Origin of the sequence: Roseibium sp. FZY0029 (genome assembly GCF_036350355.1) — a bacterium.
Lineage (GTDB): Bacteria > Pseudomonadota > Alphaproteobacteria > Rhizobiales > Stappiaceae > Roseibium.
The window spans coordinates 416753-435783 of sequence record NZ_JAZDVZ010000002.1 but is presented as its reverse complement, the minus strand read 5'-3'; the positions used below and the strand labels follow the sequence as shown (position 1 = coordinate 435783).

The window sequence follows — 19031 nt, the reverse complement described above, 5'->3', positions numbered from 1 at the left end:
CATGTCGGATGGCGCGCTGACAGGTGGCCGGAGCGTCGCTTTAACGTGCAAACCGGAATTCGCCTTTATCCTGGCCGGTTTCCGTTGGGTCGGGCCCTTGCAACCGCTGGACAGGGTTGGAGGTCAAAGTTAAAAGGCTGTTCCGGCGCGGATCGGTGAGCCAGATCCCGCGCACCCAAGATTTTCAACAGGCCCTCATATGCGGGGCTGTGACCGATGCGAGATCCGAATGACCGGCGTAAATGAAATCCGCTCTGCCTTTCTGGACTATTTCAAGACAAACGGCCACGAAGTGGTCGAGTCCGGGCCGCTGGTGCCGCGCAACGATCCGACCCTGATGTTCGCGAACGCGGGCATGAACCAGTTCAAGAACGTGTTTACCGGCTTGGAAAAACGCGATTATTCCCGTGCGGTGACGGCACAGAAGTGTGTGCGCGCCGGTGGCAAGCACAACGACCTGGACAACGTCGGTTACACCGCACGCCACCACACCTTCTTCGAAATGCTCGGCAACTTTTCGTTCGGGGACTATTTCAAGGACCGGGCGATCGAACTGGCCTGGAATCTCGTCACCAAGGAATTCGGCCTGCCGAAGGACAAGCTCCTGGTCACCGTCTTCGCTGAAGACGATCAGGCTTTCGATCTGTGGAAGAAGATTGCCGGTCTCAGCGAAGACCGGATCATCCGTATTCCGACATCGGACAATTTCTGGTCCATGGGCGATACCGGCCCGTGCGGCCCGTGTTCCGAAATCTTCTACGATCATGGCGACCACATCTGGGGCGGCCCTCCGGGCTCCCCGGAAGAAGACGGCGACCGGTTCATCGAGATCTGGAACCTCGTCTTCATGCAGTACGAACAGACGCCGGAAAAGCGTCTCGACCTGCCGCGTCCATCCATCGACACCGGCATGGGCATCGAGCGTATCGCTGCTGTCATGCAGGGTGTTCACAACAACTACGACATCGACCTCTTCAAGGCACTGATCGCGGCGTCCGTGAACGCCACGGGCGTTGAAGCGGAAGGCGACGCCACCGGCAGCCACCGTGTGATAGCCGACCACTTGCGGTCGACGAGCTTCCTGATTGCTGACGGCGTTCTGCCGTCGAACGAGGGCCGTGGTTATGTGTTGCGCCGGATCATGCGCCGCGGCATGCGTCACGCTCATCTTCTGGGGGCGAGCGAGCCGCTGATGCACAAGCTGGTTCCGGCTCTCGTGCGTGAGATGGGCCGGGCCTATCCGGAACTGAGCCGCGCTGAAGACCTGATCACCGAGACGCTGAAGCTGGAAGAAACACGCTTCCGCAAGACCTTGGAGCGCGGGCTCGGCTTGCTCGACACGGCAACGGAAGATCTTGAGTCCGGCGGCCGTCTTGACGGGGAAACCGCGTTCAAGCTCTACGACACCTACGGCTTTCCGCTGGATCTGACCCAGGATGCGCTCAGAACACGTGATATCTCCGTTGATATCGATGGCTTCAATGCGGCGATGGAGCGCCAGAAGGCGGAAGCCCGTGCGGCCTGGTCCGGTTCGGGCAGCGCGGCTACGGAAGCTGTCTGGTACGCACTCAAGGAAAAACACGGGGCGACGGACTTCCTCGGCTATGAAACCGAGACGGCTGAAGGTGTCGTTGCCGGCCTTGCCGCCGACGACAAGGAAGTCGACAAGCTGTCCGCCGGCGAAAGCGGGTTCGTGGTTCTGAACCAGACGCCGTTTTACGGCGAAAGCGGCGGTCAGGTCGGCGATACCGGCTGGATGCTGGCGAGCGGCGTCAAGGCAGCCGTGACCAACACCCAGAAGAAGGCAGACGGCCTTTTCGTGCATTCCGTCACTGTGGAGGAAGGCGAGCTGGTTCCGGGTCTTGCCCTGGAACTGAAGGTCGACCATTCCCGCCGCAAGGCGATCCGCTCCAACCACTCGGCCACCCACCTGGTGCATGAGGCGTTGCGCGAGGTCCTCGGCAATCACGTGGCGCAGAAGGGCTCTCTGGTGACGCCGGAACGCCTGCGTTTCGACTTCTCCCATCCCAAGCCGGTGAGTGATGAGGAACTGGCGACGGTTGAGAGCTTCGCCAACGAGATCGTGTTGCAGAACGCTCAGGTCGACACGCGCCTCATGGCCGTGGACGATGCGATCGAAGCCGGTGCCATGGCTCTTTTCGGCGAGAAATACGGCGAGGAAGTGCGTGTGGTTTCCATGGGAACGGCTCTCCATGGTCCGAAGCAGGGCAAGCCCTATTCGCTGGAACTGTGCGGTGGCACCCACGTAAAGCGGACCGGCGACATTGGTCTGGTGACGCTGGTTTCCGAAGGCGCGGTTGCGGCAGGTGTCCGCCGGATCGAGGCGCTGACCGGTTCGGAGGCCCGTCAATACCTGGACGCGCAGGACAAGCGCATGCGTGAGCTGGCCAGCCTGCTGAAGATCAGCGCGGACGATGTTCCGGCCCGCGTGGCGCAACTGGTTGAAGACCGCAAGAAGCTGGAACGTGAACTGGCGGACGCCAAGAAAAAGCTCGCCATGGGCGGCGGAGCCGATGGCGCTACGCCGGTGAAGGAAGCCGGGTCGTTCAAGCTGATGGCCCGCGTCGTCGAGGGCATCAACCCGAAAGACCTGAAGGGCATGGCTGACGAGGCCAAGACCCAGCTTGGCTCCGGTGTGGTTGTTCTGATCAGCGTTGCCGAAGACGAAAAAGCCGCCATCGTGACGGCGGTTACGCAGGATCTGACCGACAAGGTCAGCGCCGTGGATCTGGTACGGATCGGCTCGGAAGCCCTGGGCGGCCGCGGTGGCGGCGGACGGCCCGACATGGCGCAGGCCGGTGGACCGGATGGCGCCAGGGCCGATCAAGCCGTTGCCGCGATCGAGGCACATCTGGCGGGGCTCTGATTGATCCTTCCAGAGATGAAGATTGAAAAGGGCGGCTCCATTGGGGCCGCCCTTGTTTTTTCACAGCCTTCGCTGATCTTCTTCGACGACCGACCGCAAACCTAGCCCTCGTTCGTCATTCTGGACGCAGCGTAGCGGAGATCCATGATCGGGAAGCCTGTGAGTTCTGGCTTTCAGCAGATGACGAGCGAAAGACCTGTGGCTCTCCGCTCCCGGCTCGCGCTTTCGCTTGGCCGGGAAGACGATGGAGAGGTTGGGTTGGAGCGGCTGAGCCGAGCAGTCTCATCAACGCCAGCCTTCCGCGTTTGCAGGTCGGGTCAGTTCACGACAGCGATAATCGCCAGGGCTGCGGCTGTGATGAATGTTGAGACCAGCAACATTTTCAGGACGATGTGGTGCGGCGTGGTTACTGCGGCGCGGGCCTTGTCGGTGTCTATGGTCATGGCATCCTCCTTTGGTGCGGTTGGCTATCCTTGAAGATGGGGCCTGCGGCAAATTAACCCAATCACGATGCTCTCACCCCTATGCACAGCTTCGTGCGGGGGCAGAGGGGCTGTCGGTGCGGAAAGGTTTGTCGTAGCCTGTCTTTCCGCTATTCATGAAAATGCGAGCAAAGACAGAAACGGGGGGCTTGGTGTCCGGCCACGAATTCAAACGAGCGCTCTATGAGCTGCTTGAGGACACAGGCAAACGGCGCATCGGCGCGCGCGTGCTCCGGCACCTGCTGATTGCCCTCATCCTGATCAACATCCTGCTTGCGGTGCTGGAAACCGTTCCGGAAATTCGCGAAATCTTCAGCGCACATCTGCGCCTCATCCAGTTCGCGAGCGGCTTTGTCTTTCTGGCAGAATATGTCCTGCGTCTTTATGTGGCCGATCTTCACCCGCCGCTGCGTCGATACGGGCCCGTTTTCTCGAGGCTGCGTTACGCGATCCAGCCGGACGCGATCATTGATCTGATCGGAGCGTTGCCGCTGTTGTTCGTGTTGTTCCTGCCCAATCAGGCGGTCACGATCGTTGTGATCCTGCGGTTGCTGCGCTTCCTGAAGCTTGCCCGGTATTCGCCCGCCCTGCGCTCGCTGATATCAGCTGTCGGCAACGAACGCCGGGCATTGCTCGGGTCGAGCATGATCATCTTCGGTGTGATCCTGCTGTCTGCCACGGTTATGTATCTGATCGAGAATGACGACCAGCCGGAAAAATTCCGCAGCATTCTCCATGGTATCTACTGGGCAATCACCACGGTAACGACAGTCGGATACGGCGACGTCGTGCCGGTCAGCAATCTCGGCAAGATGGTCGGCGGCATCGTCATGCTGATGGGGTACGGGCTCATCGCCTTGCCGGTCGGCATCATTGCCTCGGCCTTCGCCCGCGAGATCCATAGCCGGGATTTTGTCGTTACCTGGTCCATGGTGGCCCGGGTGCCGCTGTTTGAAGACCTGAAGGCGACCGAGATTGCCGAAGTGTCGAAGCTGCTGCAGTCGCTGCGGGTGCGCAAGGGCGGCACCATTGCCGAAAAGGGCGACGTTGCCGACAAGATGTATTTCATCGCCGATGGTGAGGTCGAAATTCGCTTGCAGCACGACACGGTTTATCTGGGCGAGGGCAGCTTCTTCGGCGAACTGGCCTTGATCAACCAGACACCGAGAACCGCGAAGGTGGTGGCCTACAAGGATTGTCAGCTCCTGGTTCTGGAAGCCGAAGCCCTGAAACACCTGATGGACAAGGACGAGGGGCTGGCCAAGAAGATCATGGACGAGGCCAGAGACCGTGTGGCCGCGGGCAAGCGGGTCCTGGGTGAGCTGGCGGAAGAGGAACTGCAGCAGGCGGGCGTCTTTGCCTCGTCGGAGCAAAGCGACCAGGAGCCGGAACTCTTTGAAGAGGAGAGTTGCTCACCGCAAGACGAGGGCGCGGAAGACCCCGACAGCGAAGAGGAGCGCCCGGAAGACGCCACTCCTTCACCAAAGGAACCGGCCCGCTAGCGTGCGGAAGATGAAATGGTTTGAGGAGGACCAATCCGGTCAAATTCCAAGGACATGGATATGGCGTCACCGCGCGTCGCCAGCATGTCTGACCAGGCAGAAAGCCCGCTCCGCGCACCCTTCCTGGCGCCGTTTCTTCTTCATGTATTGGGCCACACCGCAGGCCGGTCAGTAGGGTGTCAGGCCAGGGGGAATCTGGGCATAGAGCGGGTCGCCCTGCCAGAAGACATCCGTCGGGCCGACGACGAAATCGATCAGGTTCCACCGGTTGAACTGGTAGCGCAGCAGCGCATAGGTGACGAGACCGTCCATATACTCGGCCTGCGAAGCAAAAGTCGTGCGGTACGGGTCAATAGCGCCGCCTCCAGGACGTTGCGGCGAAACCTGCACGAAGGCCCAGCCATAGCCCGAGCGCATCCAGTTGACCACGAATTCGACGGGCGGACCGACCCTTGCTTCCATCATCGGACGCACGGCGTCGAGGATCTCCTTGCGTTCCCCTGTGCCGCGCGCAGGCTCATGGACGGTTTGTGCCGATGCTGCCAGACCGGCCCACAGCAGCAGGAGGCTGCTCAAGAAAACAATCGCAACTTTCTGAAACTTCATCAAAAAATCCCCTTCTTAAGAAAATGATTCAATGTGCCTCGCCGTGGGAGTGGGGGCTGTGGGCGAGGCGGCAGGTGGCAAGACTATCACGGATGTCCTGGCCTTGCCCTGCGCCCTGGCGCAGCACCTGTTGCAAGCTCGTTAGCGGCTGGCAGGTTTGCTTTGAAGGAAGCTGTTGCGGTCCCTGAACATCTGCAGCCAGGCGGACAGCCGCGGTGCCGAGCGCAACAGAAGCGCGCCTTCATCAGCCGTTTCGAACAGGGTCAGCATCGGGGCGGCATGGCAGTCGGCGAGAGTGAGCTGGCCTCCCATCAGAAAGGGGCCATCGGCGGCGAGTGCTTCCAGTGCCTGGATGATTGTCCGGGCGAGCCCAAGCGCCGAAGCAATTCTGACTTCATCCGACGGCGCACCTTCGCGTGTCTTTGACACCCGTTCCACATAGATGTCCCAGACCAGGGTCCTGTAGGCGTAATTGTCGAGAATGGAGAGAAACTGGGTCATCCGTGCCCGCGCTCGAGGCGTGGACGGCTGGAGCGGTGGCCCGTCGAAGGCTTCGTCGATGTAGCGCAGGATGGCTGCTGTCTCGTGAAGCGTGAAGTCGTCATGCTTCAGCGCCGGGATTTTGCCGAAAGGCTGCAGTTGAAGATAGCTCTCCGGCGGCCCACCTGGGGCAAACACGTCGATCGGGCGAAGCTCATGGGCAACGCCCTTTTCGAGGAGTGCCAGGCGGGCGGAACGCAGATAAACCGAATAGTCGGCGCCATAGAGTTCAATCATCGTGAACCTCCGTTCAAACGGTCAAGACGCAGTCTGTGGCGGGTGTCGGTCACACGCCAGAGGCTGCCGAAGGTTGCGCCAAGGACGCCGAGACCGGTTGCGCCCCCCAGAAGAAACATGATCATGAGCTGATACTTGACCGCTTCGCGCGGATCGACGCCGGACAGGATCTGGCCCGTCATCATGCCAGGCAGAGACACGACACCGGTGGCGGCCATGGCGTTGATGATGGGTGTGAACCCGGCGCGAAGCGCCTGCCGGGTGAAAGGGAGGGTTGCTTCCCAGCGGGTTCGCCCCAGCAGCAGCTGGGCTTCCACCTCGCGGCGGCCACGGGCAAGCGCGGTGTGGAGCGTGTCGAGGCCAAGACTGACGCCGGTCATGGTGTTGCCGAGCACCATGCCGAAAAGCGGCAGCGCATATTGCGGCAGCCAAACGGGATCGGGCCGGATGAGGCCTGCCAGCGCATAGACCGTGACCAGCGTGCCGGCGACCAGCATGGCGGCAGCGCCAAGGCCCGGGCCCCAGAGGCCCGACAGCCGCCGGTCCTGACGGGCCCAGATTTCACGCGCAGCAAAGGCAAGCATCACGGCCGCGGCCAGCAGCGTCCAGAGCAGAGACCCGGCATGGAAAATCGCCTTCAGAACAAGCCCCACCAGGATCAACTGAACACTCATGCGCAGGGCCGAGACGATAAGGGTTCGGGTGAGGCCGAGATCCAGAACGATGGAAAACACGGCATTCAGAAGCAGGAACACCGAGGCGGCGACAAGGTCCCAATAGGTGAGAGCGAGATAGCCGGTCACGCCTCAGGCTCCTGACAGGAGGCCTCCATCAGGCCTCCTTTGTCCATGACGAAGCGCCGCGCACCGAGGCGGCCTGGCTGATCCGGGTCGTGACTGACGATCAGAAGGGAGCGCTTGGCCGCAAGCTGCTGTTTCAGGAGCGTCTCGACCAGTGTCACGGAAGGCGGATCCAGTGCGGAGGTGGGTTCATCCAGAAGCAGAACCTGCGGTTCTGCCTGGAGCGCGCGTACAAGGGCAAGGCGTTGGCGCTCGCCGGTGGAAAGCCGGGCAACTTCCCACGAGCGCGCATCGGCAAGGCCAACCTGTTGCAGCAGGCTGGAAAGGTTTGCGGTTTCGGTAAAATGATCCTGGACGCGGTCAGCCCACCAGCCGCTTTCGGCAGGCACATAGGCCACCTTGCGGCGCCACTCGGGAGCCGGCATGGCTTCCCGCTCCGTGTCGTCCAGGGCAATATGGCCGGTGCTTTCATCGAGATCGGCAATTGCTCTGAGAAACAGGGACTTGCCAGCGCCCGAGGGTCCTGAAATTGCAACGGCTTCACCCGCATGCAAGGCAAGGTCTATGGGGCCGATCAGAGGTGTCTTCAATTCGCGGATCGTCAGCACCCGTCCTCTCCTCTGGTGGCCACCCAGGCGAGCCTAGCGCGGGCGGGGGAGAGGGACAATCGCCAGGTTGCCTTTGGTCCCTAAAGCAAAACACCGCGGACACTGCCGCGGTGTTGTTATTTCAGCCTTTGAAAGAAGGTTTTCAGTTCGCGGCCATGGCCTTTGCCAGGTTCTCGTCGATCTTGTCCAGGAAGCCGGTGGTGGTAAGCCAGGCCTGATCCGGACCGACGAGAAGGGCGAGGTCCTTCGTCATGTGGCCGGATTCCACCGTGTCGATGCAGACCTGTTCCAGCGTCTGGGCGAAACGGGCAAGCTCCTGGTTGTCATCGAGCTTGGCCCTGTGTGCGAGACCGCGGGTCCAGGCAAAGATCGAGGCAATCGAGTTGGTCGAAGTGCTCTCGCCCTTCTGGTGCTGGCGATAGTGGCGCGTGACCGTGCCGTGGGCGGCTTCTGCTTCCACCGTCTTGCCGTCCGGGGTCATCAGCACGGACGTCATCAGGCCGAGCGAGCCGAAACCCTGGGCAACGGTGTCGGACTGGACATCGCCGTCGTAGTTCTTGCAGGCCCAGACATAACCGCCCGACCACTTCAGCGCAGAGGCGACCATGTCATCGATCAGCCGGTGTTCGTACCAGATGCCCGCTTCCGCATACTGGTCCTTGAATTCGGCTTCGTAGATCTCCTGGAAAAGGTCCTTGAAGCGGCCGTCATAGGCTTTCAGGATCGTGTTCTTGGTGGAGAGGTAGCAGGGCACTTTTCTCATGAGCGCGTAGTTCAGCGATGCGCGAGCAAAATCGCGGATCGAGTCGTCGAGGTTATACATCGCCATGGCGACACCGGCTGACGGTGCGTCATAGACCTCGTGCTCGATCACCTGGCCGTCGTCACCGGTGAAGGTGATGGTCAGTTTGCCCTTGCCGGGGAAGCGGAAGTCGGTGGCGCGGTACTGGTCGCCAAAGGCATGGCGGCCGACAATGATCGGCTGGGTCCAGCCCGGCACCAGGCGCGGCACGTTCTGCATGATGATCGGCTCGCGGAAGATAACACCGCCAAGGATGTTGCGGATCGTGCCGTTGGGCGAGCGGTACATGCGCTTCAGGCCGAATTCCTCAACGCGGGCTTCATCCGGCGTGATGGTTGCGCATTTCACGCCGACGCCGTGTTCCTTGATGGCGTTGGCAGCATCGACCGTGATCTGGTCGTCGGTCTCGTCGCGTTTCTGGATCGACAGATCGTAGTAGAGCAGGTCGATGTCGAGATAGGGGTGGATCAGCTTGTCCTTGATGAAGGCCCAGATGATCCGGGTCATCTCATCGCCGTCGAGCTCGACGACCGGATTGTCGACTTTGATCTTTGCCATGATGCGCATTGCCTCGCGGGTCTAGAAGAAGGGAGGGCGAAACGGAAATCTAAACGATTTGAGTTGTATCGGATTTCTATTGTGTGCGCTTGTATACAATGCTGCGCTGCGAGGCAAGATATGCGACAGATAATTGGCTATTTTCTTAGTGATGTACTGCATGTAATGTGAAAATGGACAGCAAATTTTTTAATGGTCGCTTAGATGAAAGATATTTTTCCAGAGTACGATAATAGTAAAAATTTAGATTTCAACAATGTTTGGAAAAACGCCACATTTGTATTTGATGCAAATGTATTGCTAAACCTATATAGGTATCATGCAGAAACAAGAGATCAATTGCTAAATATATTTGAAGCGCTAAAGGAGCAGGTCTGGATTCCATATCATGTGGCGCTCGAGTTCCAGAGAAATAGATTAAACGTTATAGCAGATCAAAGTAAAAGATTTGCAGAAGTTCGAAAAATAGTAAGTGGTGTTAGTGCTGGGTTGCGTCAAGATTTAGAGAAACTTCAATTGGATCGAAGGCATTCTCTAATTGATCCAAATCCACTAATGATTTCGATTGATCGAGTTGTTAATGATTTTTTTAAAAAATTAGATAAATTGCAAGATAAGCAGTTAAAAATTAATGAAAAAGATCCTTTGAAAGAAAAGATAGAGCGCATCTTTCATGAAAAAGTTGGCGAAGAGCCTGAAAGTCAAGAAATTCTCGACGATTATTATCGTGAAGCTGAGGCGCGTTTTAAACTTTTTCTTCCTCCGGGTTATAAAGACAATCACAAAGAAGACATAGAGAATTTTTTTCACAAAGGGAAATTGTATAGAAAGAAGTTTGGAGATTATCTGATTTGGGTGCAGATTTTGGATTATTTTCGAGAAAAGAAGGCGGAGAAGTTTTTGGTATTTGTTACCGATGATGCGAAAGAAGATTGGTGGTGGAAAGTAGATTCAGATGGTGTGAAAACTATTGGCCCACGTCCTGAACTTATTGATGAAGCGAGGCGAATCGCTGGAATAAGGGAGTTTTTGATGTATAGGCCTGAATTATTTCTTAAATATTCGAAGGATTATTTAAGGGTAGACGTTACAGAAGATGCGTTGCAGGACGTAAGAGAAGTTTCTGAGAGTAAAAAGCAAAAGGTTGAAAAATTAAAAACACTAGATGAAGATTCTTATGGCGCTGTTCTTAATTGGCTGCACTCCAGATTTGGATCAGTTACTCAGTATGGAGATTTTCCAGACTTTGTAGTGAAGGATGATAAGGGCCGTCATGGATTTGAAATTAAGAGTACCATGTATGGTAGCAACTTCTTAAGGCAGGTTTATCAGAAAGTAAAAATGGGTGCTTCTTTAATTGATAAAGGGTACCTGGAAACGCTTTCTTATGTTTGGATCGTACCTGATGATCTTTCTAAGAATTTTATCGTAAATAAGTCAACTGATCTTAAGTTAATTTCGTACAAGCTAAGGGTGAATTTATTGTTCGGGGTGGTCGGTGATGGGGATTTCGGTGAGAAGATATATTCCCCGTTTCTAAAGATTATGCACAATACATCTCTCGAAATTTGAGTGTTACGACTCGCTTAATTGTCTAGATGCTTTTTTTGATTTACTGATGCTGCCGGATTTCCTGTGCATGGTGCGACACCAGATCCGCCACCGTCACTTGCCCGAGCTGTTCCTGAAACGTCTCCCGTGCTGCCTCAAGGGCTGCCGAGGTTGCCCGGTTGGCTGCCTGTTCAAGGAGGCAGGTTGGAGCATCGGCGGACTTGCCGACGGCAAAGAGCTGTGGTGAGCCGAGGGCGGCATAGACCTCGGCCAGCGAGATGCTGTCCAGGCTCTTGGCCAGCACCCAGCCGCCGCCATGCCCCTTGGTGGCCCCGACAAAACCGGCTTCCCGCAACCCTGCCATGGTGCGCCGGACGAGGGATGGGTTGGTGTTGAGCATCTTCCCGATCTGGTCGGATGTCACCGGGTCTTGCGTCTGATCCAGATGCAGGAGCACGTGAAGCACACGCGGCAATCGGCTGTCGGTTCGCATGGAAGTCTCCGTTTGGAAAACCTTATGCCGGATTCGGTTACGTGACAATTCAAGGCACATGAGATTGACGGGGCTGAATATGTGACTTTATAAGTAACGAAAACAGGTTCACGGGTTCCAGGAGTTCTGAATGTCCCTTTTGTTTGTCGGCACAGCCGGGGAAAGGCGCAATCGCTGGGCAGCACTCGCCGCGCTTTATCTTGCCATGTTTATGAATGTTCTCGACGTGTCGGTGGTCAATCTGGCGCTGCCTTCCATCCGTCACGGGCTCGGTGCTTCGGATACCCAGCTCGAATGGGTGCTGGTGGTCTATGTGCTGGCCTTTGCCGCCGGATTGCTGCCTTTCGGTCGATTTGGAGATGTTGCGGGCAGGGGGCGGATGTTCCGCTGGGGGGTGGCCGGATTTACCGCCAGTTCGCTGGCGTGCGGACTGGCGCCCGATATCACCTTTCTGATTGCCAGCCGCGCGCTGCAGGGGCTCTGTGCGGCAATGATGGTGCCACAGGTTCTTGCCATCGTTCACGTGATCTTCCCGGTGGAGGAAAAAGGCAAGGCCATCGGTCTTTTCGGCTCCGTCAGCGCGCTTGGGGCCGTGGCGGGGCCGCTTGTGGGTGGGGTGATCGTGGCAGCTGATGTCTTTGGTCTGGGGTGGCGGCCGATCTTTCTGATCAATCTGCCCGTGGGGCTGATCTCGCTGGCGGGTGCTCTTCGCTTTCTGCCGCATATCGAAAACGAGAGCCGGGTGATGCCGGACTGGTCCGGAACGTTTCTTTTCACCCTCGCAGTGCTGGCGCTGGTATTTCCTCTCGTTGAAGGCAGGCAGTTCGGCTGGCCTGCCTGGTGTTTTGCCCTGATGGGACTGAGCGTCGTTCTGGCCGTGTTGTTCTACCGGCTGCAGCAGCGCAGGGCGCATCTTGGCCAGGCGCAGCTTCTGCCGGTTCTGTTGACGCAGGACCGTGTGTTTGTTGCCGGCGTTGCGTTTGTCGCGCTGTTCTTTTCCGGCCTTGCCGGACTGTTCTTCATGATGGCGCTCTTCCTGCAGGCTGGCCTTGGAGTGTCGCCGATGACTGCCGGGCTCATCCTGGCGCCGCATCCGGTCGGGGTGATGCTTGCCTCTACGCTGACAGGCCGGTTTGGGACTCGCTTTCAGGAGGCGCGGATCTGCCTTGCCATGCTGGCAGTCTTCTGCGGATTGCTTGCAGCCCGGCTGCTGGTTTCCGATGGAACGAGCGCAAGCCTGCTGGCGTTGCCGTTCCTGATCGTGGGCCTTGGAACGGGAACGGCGATCCCGGCCTTGTTTCAGCTTGTGTTGTCTCGGGTCTCCGGACCGGATGCCGGTGCGGGGTCAGGCGTGCTGCAGGCTTTCCAGCAGATCGGCATGGCGCTTGGCATCGCTGTGCAAGGCCAGATTTTCTTTCATGGTCTGGCGGCAGGAGGCAATGAGGCTTTCTACCGGCAGGCCGCGGCTGCAACGCTGCTCTATCCGGCCGGTGCGTGTTTTGTGCTCACTGTTCTTGCCGCTGGTCTTGCATACAAGTTTCGCAGCAGGTGAGCTGAAATTTCAAAGGCGCTGGTAGCGGACAGCAAAGGCTCGCGCGGGCAGGCGGATTTCTCCTCCGGTGTCGAGTTGGTCCCGGAGCTTTGCTTTCAGCTCATCCCGTTTTTCCTCGCTCAGGTTCATGCAATACCCGGGCGCTGGTCCGGCTCCGAGTGTAAAGGGATGCCAGAATTCTTCAAACCCCGGAAAGACGGTGTCCACTTCAAGGGCGTGAACACTTGCGCCAGGCATTCGGGCTTCAGTGCAGAGGTTCTGAAGCCCTTCCGGGGTGCAAAAGGGAAACCGGAGTGCTTCATCAAGGTCTTCGGCAGAAGGATCGATTGAAGCGGCAGTTTTCCAGAAGGCGTCTATGAAGCCCATGCCACCACCTGGATAGTCCCAGACGTAGAAGGATATTATCCCGCCTGGGCGGGTAATGCGGCGGAACTCGGCAAGTGCCTGTAGTTTGTCCGGAACGAAGTTGAGGGCGAGAGCGGACGTTGAAACGTCAACGGAGTTGTCGGATAGCGGCAGGTCCTGTGCAGATCCAATTTCAAAGCGCGCTCTTGCGTCGGTGATCGCTTCCCGCGCATGCATCACGAAGCCTTCTGACAGATCGAGACCGACGACCGTTTTCGGGGACGCCATATCAAGTATGGTTTCGCTCAAGGCCCCGGTGCCGCACCCTATGTCTGCCCAGTCGGCATCAGCAGGTGCGTTGAGCCAGGAGACGAACTCCCTTGCGATCAATCTGCTCCATCTGCCCATGTAATGATCGTAGCTGCGACCTGCACTCCATGAATCGTGTTGCGCATTACCGGACATGTCCTCGGCCTCCCGCCCAGGATTGATTTTCCTGATGCGAAAATAGTGCCTGTGAATGCGGACTTGGACAACGGCATTCGAACTCAGGCCCCGAATGGGCCTGTCTGCCGTCTGTGCGGTGGCCGCCCTTTCCCGCGACAGTGCGTCGGCAAAGGGCGGGTTGCCGTGTGTCAGCCTGCTGCCAGGCTGGGTTTCAGCTTCACGAGCACCCGGACGACGGCATCCGGATCGCGGCGGCCGGCTTCCGGGTCATGATAGGTGAGGATGATTGTTGCTCCTGGAGCGTCAAAGCGCGAAGCCGGGTTTTCCAGGCCAGAACTTTGCTGCTGGTGCAGGTCGAGCGCGGTAATGCCGAAGAGGGTCGTGCATTCGTTCACGGTCGAACGCTGGTTCTCGTAGGTGTCCCGGGCGATGGCTTCATAGCCGCCTGCCTTGAGTGTGGTGATTGTCGGGACGGTACCCTTGGAAGGATGAGCTGAGTTCAAGGGCAGGGCCTGTTTGGTAATTGTCGAGGGGATTTGCAGCAGGCGGCGGATCGTGAAGCGGACTTCGGATTGCGGACAGGCCACGATATGCGGATAGCAGTCGTGATAATAGGCATTGACCAGAGAGGCGCGCAGGTTCTGTTCGCTGAGCCAGCTTGCCCCCATGCCCGAGTAATGGCGGGTGCCGAGCATGTCCTGGCCCATATACATGGCATTGAGGCCCTGCCAGAACCCGTCGGGCGCCCAGTCCAGATAGTCGTCCTTGTTCTTGAAATACATATAGTCGCCCGGGATCGGCGGATCCTGAAATGGCGCTTTTTCGGCCATGAAGTCGGTTGCCGGATTGTCCGTCCAGGGGCCGACCAGCATCGTGCCGAACTGGCTTGCGATTTCGCTGAACCGCTCGGAGCCGAGCCCGTTAAGAAGACCCCAGAAGACGGTCAGCTGGAAGGCTCCCGCGCATTCGCCACGGAACGGCAACGCGTGCCCGTTCTGCGGCAGGATGGCGGCCAGGGCCTCCTCTGTGACAACCTGCTGCCAGTCTGCGTCGGTGCCACCCGGCGTCTCGAACGCCCAGTAACTGGAAACGCGGGCACTGTCCGTCGACCCTAAACGTGCTTCCGGTCCGGTCGCCGGGTCGTAATAATCGCAGTCGTAGACGCCGGAGGTAAGGGCTGTCATGGAGGCGACAGCACCGATGCGAAACAGCAGATTTTCCCAGAAATGTTTCAGCGAAGGAAATTCGCGTGGCTGGGTTTGTGCCGCGGAAGTGACAATGATCTCGTCAGCCAATCGGCCCTGAATGGTTTCCTTGTGCTCGTCACCGGCAAGGTCCAGCAGGTCAAGCTTCAGCTGCGCGGTATCGCGCATCAACAGGCCTTCAATCAGAAGACCATGTTTCACAAGTGTTTGTATCGTCATGTCTGCCCCATCAATAGCCCTGCACCTTTTTGGTGCCTTGTTAAAATATACATCTATTGATTTAAATTTGGTGTTTAGCGGGAGGCAAACGCTCGTGATTGGCGCCTAAACTGCAGGGAAAGCGCTCAGGTGAGGCTTCAGGTTTAGCAGATGGAGGTCGGTTCCCGACCGGCGGGCGTGGCTGGCGGATTTGCAAAGAAGCGTCCTGACCAGATGCCTGCCACCCGGGCGGGTTGCCTTTGCAGCAAGCGCGGATAGGCGCAGCAGTTCGGCGTCAAAATAGCGTTCGCCGGAGCGGCGGGAGAATCTGCGCACATCGATCAGGCGGCTGAAGGCAGTGCCGCGATCGCCCCGATGAAGCTGCGCTTCTGCAATCCAGGCTTCCGCATAGGGGCGGGCAAGCACCGCGCCGGTGCCGAGGTAGGCTTTCAAGCCGTCCAGCATTCTGTCCAGGCCGGAGGGGTCGCCCGAAGTGACCCGGGCACGGCCGAGGTTGATCTCTGCCTGCGCCAGTTGCTGGGCAAACCCTTGCTCGCGGCTGAGAGAAGCCGCTGCAAGGGCGTGGTGCTCGGCTTCAGCGGAGTTGCCCAGGAAATTGTGGGTGGTCGACAGAAAACAACTGCTGAACGCCTGGCAGAAGGCGTGATCCGACAGGAGGGCGGCTGTTTCCAGCGACAGCGCATTGTCGCGAAGGTCGTCCGGGCGGTCCATCAGAGCATAACACCAGCTCAGATAGGAGCGGGCCAATATGCCGAGATCCAGACTGTACTTGGTGATCATTTCATCGAAATCAGCCGCCAGAGCAGCTTCAACCGAGCGTAGCAGCAATTGCTCTGCCCTGGCCAGTTCCCCAACATAAAAGGCCCCGACGCCGGCCATATAGAGACCGGCAGACAGTTCAAGCCCGTTCTGCCTTGCCCGGGCCATCCGCAGGAAGTCGTCACTGAGTGTTTTGGCGAAGGCAATGTCGGCCCTGACGATATGTGCGCCCCACAGCCCCCAGAGCATTTGAAGCAATTCCGGCGAACTGGTGTCGCTCGATGTCAGTTGGCGCGCGCGGGTGTAGACCTCCTGCACTTCGTTGGAGGCAAAGCCGTGGTTGGTGATCAACTGTGGCCCGAGCAAGAGAAGGAAGTGACTGACGGCGACGTCCCTTTCCGCGTCGTTGCCGATGTTCTGCGCCAGTTCCAGAGCCTTCTGGAAATAGCGTCCCGCCTCCCGGTGGGCGGCAACGCGAACGGCTTCGACACCGGCAACTTCCAGATAGTCGAGTGCGGCCGGGATGTTGCCGGCGTATTGAAAATGGCGGGCAATGACTTCGGCAGCGACCGGCGGATAGCGCTCCGGGGTTTCGGTCAGCGCCTCGGCGATACGGGCGTGATGGCGGCTGCGTGCATCGGGCTCGATGGATTGGTAGGCCAGATCCTGAACCAGACTATGCTTGAACTCGAACACCCCATCCTGAGGCGCGCCGATCCGGTAAATCAGATTGGAACGTTGAAAGGCCTCCAACTGGGTGGCCAACGTGTCTTCAGGCACTCCGGTAACGGCCGAGAGCAGCGGGACGTTGAATTCCCGTCCGATGACAGCGGCCACAAGCAGTGTGTCCCTGTTGCCGTCCAGATGCGACAACCGGGCTGCAAGCGTTTCCCTCAAGGACGCAGGGATCAGGTTTTCCGGCCCTTCTTCGAAGAAACGGCTGCCGCGTTCGGCAGCGATATTCATCAGCTCTTCCAGAAAGAGCGGAATGCCGTCACATCTCTGGACGATGGTCTCGAACTGGGTATCCGTCATGTCGGCCGGCCGGAGCAAGTCGGCCAGCGCGCGGGCTTCAGTCTCAGGCAGATTATCCAGACGGCAGATGGCGTCGACGGAGCTTTCCAGGTTTTCCGGTCCGGTACCGGGTCGCGAGCTGACCAGAGAGAGGACACGGCTTGCACTGAATGCACCGCGAAGCGCGTTGATCAGCTTCAGCGTGCTCGGATCCATCCAGTGCGCATCTTCGAAAACGAGGATGACCGGATTGACGTCCGAAAGCTGCCTGAAACAGGCGATGAGCGTTTCCACCGGGTTTTCGGCGGCGGCCTCCGCCTGTGGCACGTGGCTTTCGATGCCGCCGCTTTTGAGAATGGCGCGCAGGTTGGCATTGTCGCGCATGGTATCGAGGCCAAGGTCATTCAGAAAATTATGAATGACAGTGCTGAGCAACGAGGGGCTTTGCATGCCTTTCAGCCCCAGAAACGAAAACAGGCCCTGGGCAATCGGAAAATAGGGGGTCCGCCTGTGATGGGCGGAGCCGAGAAAATTGAGAACCAGTGGCTGGTCCGCCTGCACTTTTTTCAGGAAGGCGTTCATCAGGCTGGACTTGCCAATGCCCGGTTCGCCTTCGATGAGGACCGATTGCACCAGGCCGGTCTTCGACATCGTCCAGCTTTTTCCCAGAAGGCGCAGCTCCTTCATACGGCCCATGAAGTATCGAAGTCTCGGATCCTGATCTCCCGTGTCGAACCGCGTGGAGGGGACGATTGCCGGCGAGACTTCCCAGGCGGCTTGCCCTTCACTATCAAGCTGGACCTTGCGCGCCATGAAGTTGCTGCGAAAGAGGGCTCGCGCGTCCGCTGAAACCAGCAGGACATTTCCCGGCGCATGCTGTTCCAGGTGCAAGGCCGTGTCGTATACGGGGCCGGAAACAGCCCGGGGAGACATGTTGGGGCTATCCGCGAGGACAATGAAGCCCTCGCCACTGGCAATGCCGCATCTCAGGCGCGCCGGGCACTTGAAACTGCTCCATTCGAAACTGCGCAGAACCTTCTGGGCTGCGAGCACCGCGCGTTCCGCGTCAAGTTCATGCGGGTGGGGAACACCGAAGGTCAGGACTTTCCGCCCGTTCGGCAAATTGACCAGCTTGCCGCCGAATTCGGAGGCTGCCACGGCGCATACCGTTGAGAAACGGCGATCGAGCACCGCAAGGTGTTCTTCGCTCATCTGGTTGTGCATGGCCGCCGGGTCGTCGAAGCCGAAAACGGCAAGGCTTAATGATGCACGGAAGGAGCCATGTGAAATATCAAGATCTGCGCGTAAATCTCCGTTTCCTGAAGTTTTTTCAGTATTACGGTCCGATGATGTCTCAGTCTTTCCTGTAGAAGAGACTTTCATTGTTACCCCGAAAAATCCAGGAAATATCCAAAAGCAGAATCCGGTAGTGGTAAACTCAAAACAATTTATAGTTGCTCTTTCTCAACTACAAACCACAAAAGTTACCAACAAACCAACAATGTCAAAAATACTGTGTGTCAACGCCGATTTGAGGTCTAGCGAGGTTATGGTCTCGTTAAAAGTGGGCTTGTAAATCCGCAGCATTGCCGCTGCGCGTCGTGCGCGCAGCTCGCCGTATCGGCAGCGTTGGGTTTGTCCGGCAGTTGCCAAAGGGTATGGAATTTCGCGTTCGCCCGAGATATTTGAAAAATCTGGCAGGGCAATTGACCGGCCGAATGGCCAGCCTGAACAGAGGGAGGGCTTGATCGCAAGGTCGTGCGTGTTGGCTGCAAAGTCTCGGAAATGGCTGCGCGAGGCCACCAGCAATCATCAGCCGCGTCTTCTTGCAAGCCGCTGGCGGCGAACGAAGCGTCCACCAGCTGGCTCATTCGGTCACGAAGGTTTACTCGTGTACGTCCACCAGGCCTTCAAACAAGGCAGTCCTTGCACCGTCAGACAGGCATTCGACGGTCACGGCTTGTGTGAAAGCCGCCTTGTCGGAGGCTTCGACCGGGGTTTCTGCAAGCAAGGTCAGAATGTCGTTGCCGAGGCGCAGCAGTTCCGGGCGGACGTCCTTGATCAGGTCTGGCACGTTCTTCGGACGCGCTTCACCGCCGTTCCACCGGTCGATCCAGCAGGTTTGAATGTCCTTTGCGGCATCGATCTGCGCCTGGAAAAACAGGGTGACATTGTCGGCGGACAGGCCGTTCTCGACAGCCTTCGCACGGGCGGCTTCCAGAACCACCTTTTCTCTCGGCAGATCCTCGACCGGCTTGTCGTTATCCGCTTTCCAGGCAGCAACCGACTGCATGTAGGACAGGCGCTCGTTGATGGCGCTGAACAGCTTGTCGGGCGCAGCCCAGCCTGGAGTGGCTGTCGCAGCAAGGAGGGATACCGCCAGAGCGGCCAAGGGAATCGATTTCAACATGTGCGCAGACTTTC

General features: G+C 58.2%; 15 protein-coding genes. 4 read left to right on the top strand and 11 right to left on the bottom strand.

The window, feature by feature from the left end; translation table 11 throughout:
* Positions 1-229 precede the first annotated feature (229 nt).
* Positions 230-2887: an alanine--tRNA ligase gene (gene alaS / locus V1T76_RS06555; RefSeq protein WP_330559805.1), complete on the top strand. Its 2658-nt coding sequence runs from the start codon at positions 230-232 to the stop codon at positions 2885-2887.
* Between the two features lie 317 nt (positions 2888-3204).
* Here the strand turns inward: alaS and V1T76_RS06550 are convergent, their stop codons facing one another.
* A complete protein-coding gene (locus V1T76_RS06550) occupies positions 3205-3330 on the bottom strand; it encodes a hypothetical protein (protein ID WP_330559804.1) in 126 nt (41 codons plus the stop codon).
* 191 nt (positions 3331-3521) lie between these two features.
* Here V1T76_RS06550 and V1T76_RS06545 point away from each other — a divergent pair, with 191 nt between their 5' ends.
* Positions 3522-4871, top strand: coding sequence for a cyclic nucleotide-gated ion channel (locus V1T76_RS06545; RefSeq protein WP_330559803.1), 1350 nt, complete (start codon positions 3522-3524; stop codon positions 4869-4871).
* A gap of 168 nt (positions 4872-5039) precedes the next feature.
* On the opposite strand, the gene V1T76_RS06540 is transcribed toward V1T76_RS06545, so the two are convergent.
* The 5 genes from V1T76_RS06540 to V1T76_RS06520 all read right to left on the bottom strand — a co-directional run bounded on the left by V1T76_RS06540 (position 5040) and on the right by V1T76_RS06520 (position 9022).
* Entirely contained in the window at positions 5040-5477 is a 438-nt protein-coding gene (locus tag V1T76_RS06540; RefSeq protein ID WP_330559802.1) for a hypothetical protein, read from the bottom strand.
* 141 nt (positions 5478-5618) lie between these two features.
* Positions 5619-6254, bottom strand: coding sequence for a glutathione S-transferase family protein (locus tag V1T76_RS06535; protein ID WP_330559801.1), 636 nt, complete (start codon positions 6252-6254; stop codon positions 5619-5621).
* Positions 6251-7057, bottom strand: a complete 807-nt coding sequence (locus tag V1T76_RS06530; RefSeq protein ID WP_330559800.1) for an ABC transporter permease — start codon at positions 7055-7057, stop codon at positions 6251-6253. The genes V1T76_RS06535 and V1T76_RS06530 overlap by 4 nt, the downstream gene beginning before the upstream one ends.
* Positions 7054-7662: an ABC transporter ATP-binding protein gene (locus V1T76_RS06525; protein WP_330559799.1), complete on the bottom strand. Its 609-nt coding sequence runs from the start codon at positions 7660-7662 to the stop codon at positions 7054-7056. The genes V1T76_RS06530 and V1T76_RS06525 overlap by 4 nt, the downstream gene beginning before the upstream one ends.
* A gap of 142 nt (positions 7663-7804) precedes the next feature.
* Positions 7805-9022, bottom strand: coding sequence for an NADP-dependent isocitrate dehydrogenase (locus V1T76_RS06520; protein WP_330559798.1), 1218 nt, complete (start codon positions 9020-9022; stop codon positions 7805-7807).
* A 204-nt stretch (positions 9023-9226) separates the two neighbouring features.
* Between V1T76_RS06520 and V1T76_RS06515 the strand changes: the two genes are divergently transcribed.
* Complete coding sequence (locus tag V1T76_RS06515) at positions 9227-10594, top strand: PIN domain-containing protein (RefSeq protein WP_330559797.1); 1368 nt, start codon at positions 9227-9229, stop codon at positions 10592-10594.
* A 40-nt stretch (positions 10595-10634) separates the two neighbouring features.
* Here the strand turns inward: V1T76_RS06515 and V1T76_RS06510 are convergent, their stop codons facing one another.
* On the bottom strand, positions 10635-11066 hold the full coding sequence (locus V1T76_RS06510; protein ID WP_330559796.1) for an Rrf2 family transcriptional regulator: 432 nt from the start codon (positions 11064-11066) through the stop codon (positions 10635-10637).
* 130 nt (positions 11067-11196) lie between these two features.
* On the opposite strand from V1T76_RS06510, the gene V1T76_RS06505 reads away from it, so the two are divergent.
* On the top strand, positions 11197-12618 hold the full coding sequence (locus V1T76_RS06505) for an MFS transporter (RefSeq protein WP_330559795.1): 1422 nt from the start codon (positions 11197-11199) through the stop codon (positions 12616-12618).
* 9 nt (positions 12619-12627) lie between these two features.
* Here V1T76_RS06505 and V1T76_RS06500 read toward each other — a convergent pair whose 3' ends face one another.
* From V1T76_RS06500 to aroQ, 4 genes are all read right to left on the bottom strand, one after another.
* A complete protein-coding gene (locus tag V1T76_RS06500; protein WP_330559794.1) occupies positions 12628-13428 on the bottom strand; it encodes a class I SAM-dependent methyltransferase in 801 nt (266 codons plus the stop codon).
* Positions 13429-13598: 170 nt separating this feature from the next.
* On the bottom strand, positions 13599-14834 hold the full coding sequence (locus tag V1T76_RS06495; RefSeq protein WP_330559793.1) for a hypothetical protein: 1236 nt from the start codon (positions 14832-14834) through the stop codon (positions 13599-13601).
* Between the two features lie 105 nt (positions 14835-14939).
* Positions 14940-17819: an ATP-binding protein gene (locus tag V1T76_RS06490; RefSeq protein WP_330559792.1), complete on the bottom strand. Its 2880-nt coding sequence runs from the start codon at positions 17817-17819 to the stop codon at positions 14940-14942.
* Positions 17820-18492: 673 nt separating this feature from the next.
* Positions 18493-19017, bottom strand: a complete 525-nt coding sequence (aroQ, locus tag V1T76_RS06485; RefSeq protein ID WP_330559791.1) for a gamma subclass chorismate mutase AroQ — start codon at positions 19015-19017, stop codon at positions 18493-18495.
* Positions 19018-19031 lie beyond the last annotated feature (14 nt).

Coding starts and splice junctions, on each gene's coding strand:
- alaS (WP_330559805.1), top strand. CDS start 230: ATGACCGGCGTAAATGAAATCCGCTCTGCCTTTCTGGACTATTTCAAG.
- V1T76_RS06550 (WP_330559804.1), bottom strand. CDS start 3,330: ATGACCATAGACACCGACAAGGCCCGCGCCGCAGTAACCACGCCGCAC.
- V1T76_RS06540 (WP_330559802.1), bottom strand. CDS start 5,477: ATGAAGTTTCAGAAAGTTGCGATTGTTTTCTTGAGCAGCCTCCTGCTG.
- V1T76_RS06535 (WP_330559801.1), bottom strand. CDS start 6,254: ATGATTGAACTCTATGGCGCCGACTATTCGGTTTATCTGCGTTCCGCC.
- V1T76_RS06520 (WP_330559798.1), bottom strand. CDS start 9,022: ATGGCAAAGATCAAAGTCGACAATCCGGTCGTCGAGCTCGACGGCGAT.
- V1T76_RS06515 (WP_330559797.1), top strand. CDS start 9,227: ATGAAAGATATTTTTCCAGAGTACGATAATAGTAAAAATTTAGATTTC.
- V1T76_RS06510 (WP_330559796.1), bottom strand. CDS start 11,066: ATGCGAACCGACAGCCGATTGCCGCGTGTGCTTCACGTGCTCCTGCAT.
- V1T76_RS06505 (WP_330559795.1), top strand. CDS start 11,197: ATGTCCCTTTTGTTTGTCGGCACAGCCGGGGAAAGGCGCAATCGCTGG.
- V1T76_RS06500 (WP_330559794.1), bottom strand. CDS start 13,428: ATGTCCGGTAATGCGCAACACGATTCATGGAGTGCAGGTCGCAGCTAC.
- V1T76_RS06495 (WP_330559793.1), bottom strand. CDS start 14,834: ATGACGATACAAACACTTGTGAAACATGGTCTTCTGATTGAAGGCCTG.
- V1T76_RS06490 (WP_330559792.1), bottom strand. CDS start 17,819: ATGAGCGAAGAACACCTTGCGGTGCTCGATCGCCGTTTCTCAACGGTA.
- aroQ (WP_330559791.1), bottom strand. CDS start 19,017: ATGTTGAAATCGATTCCCTTGGCCGCTCTGGCGGTATCCCTCCTTGCT.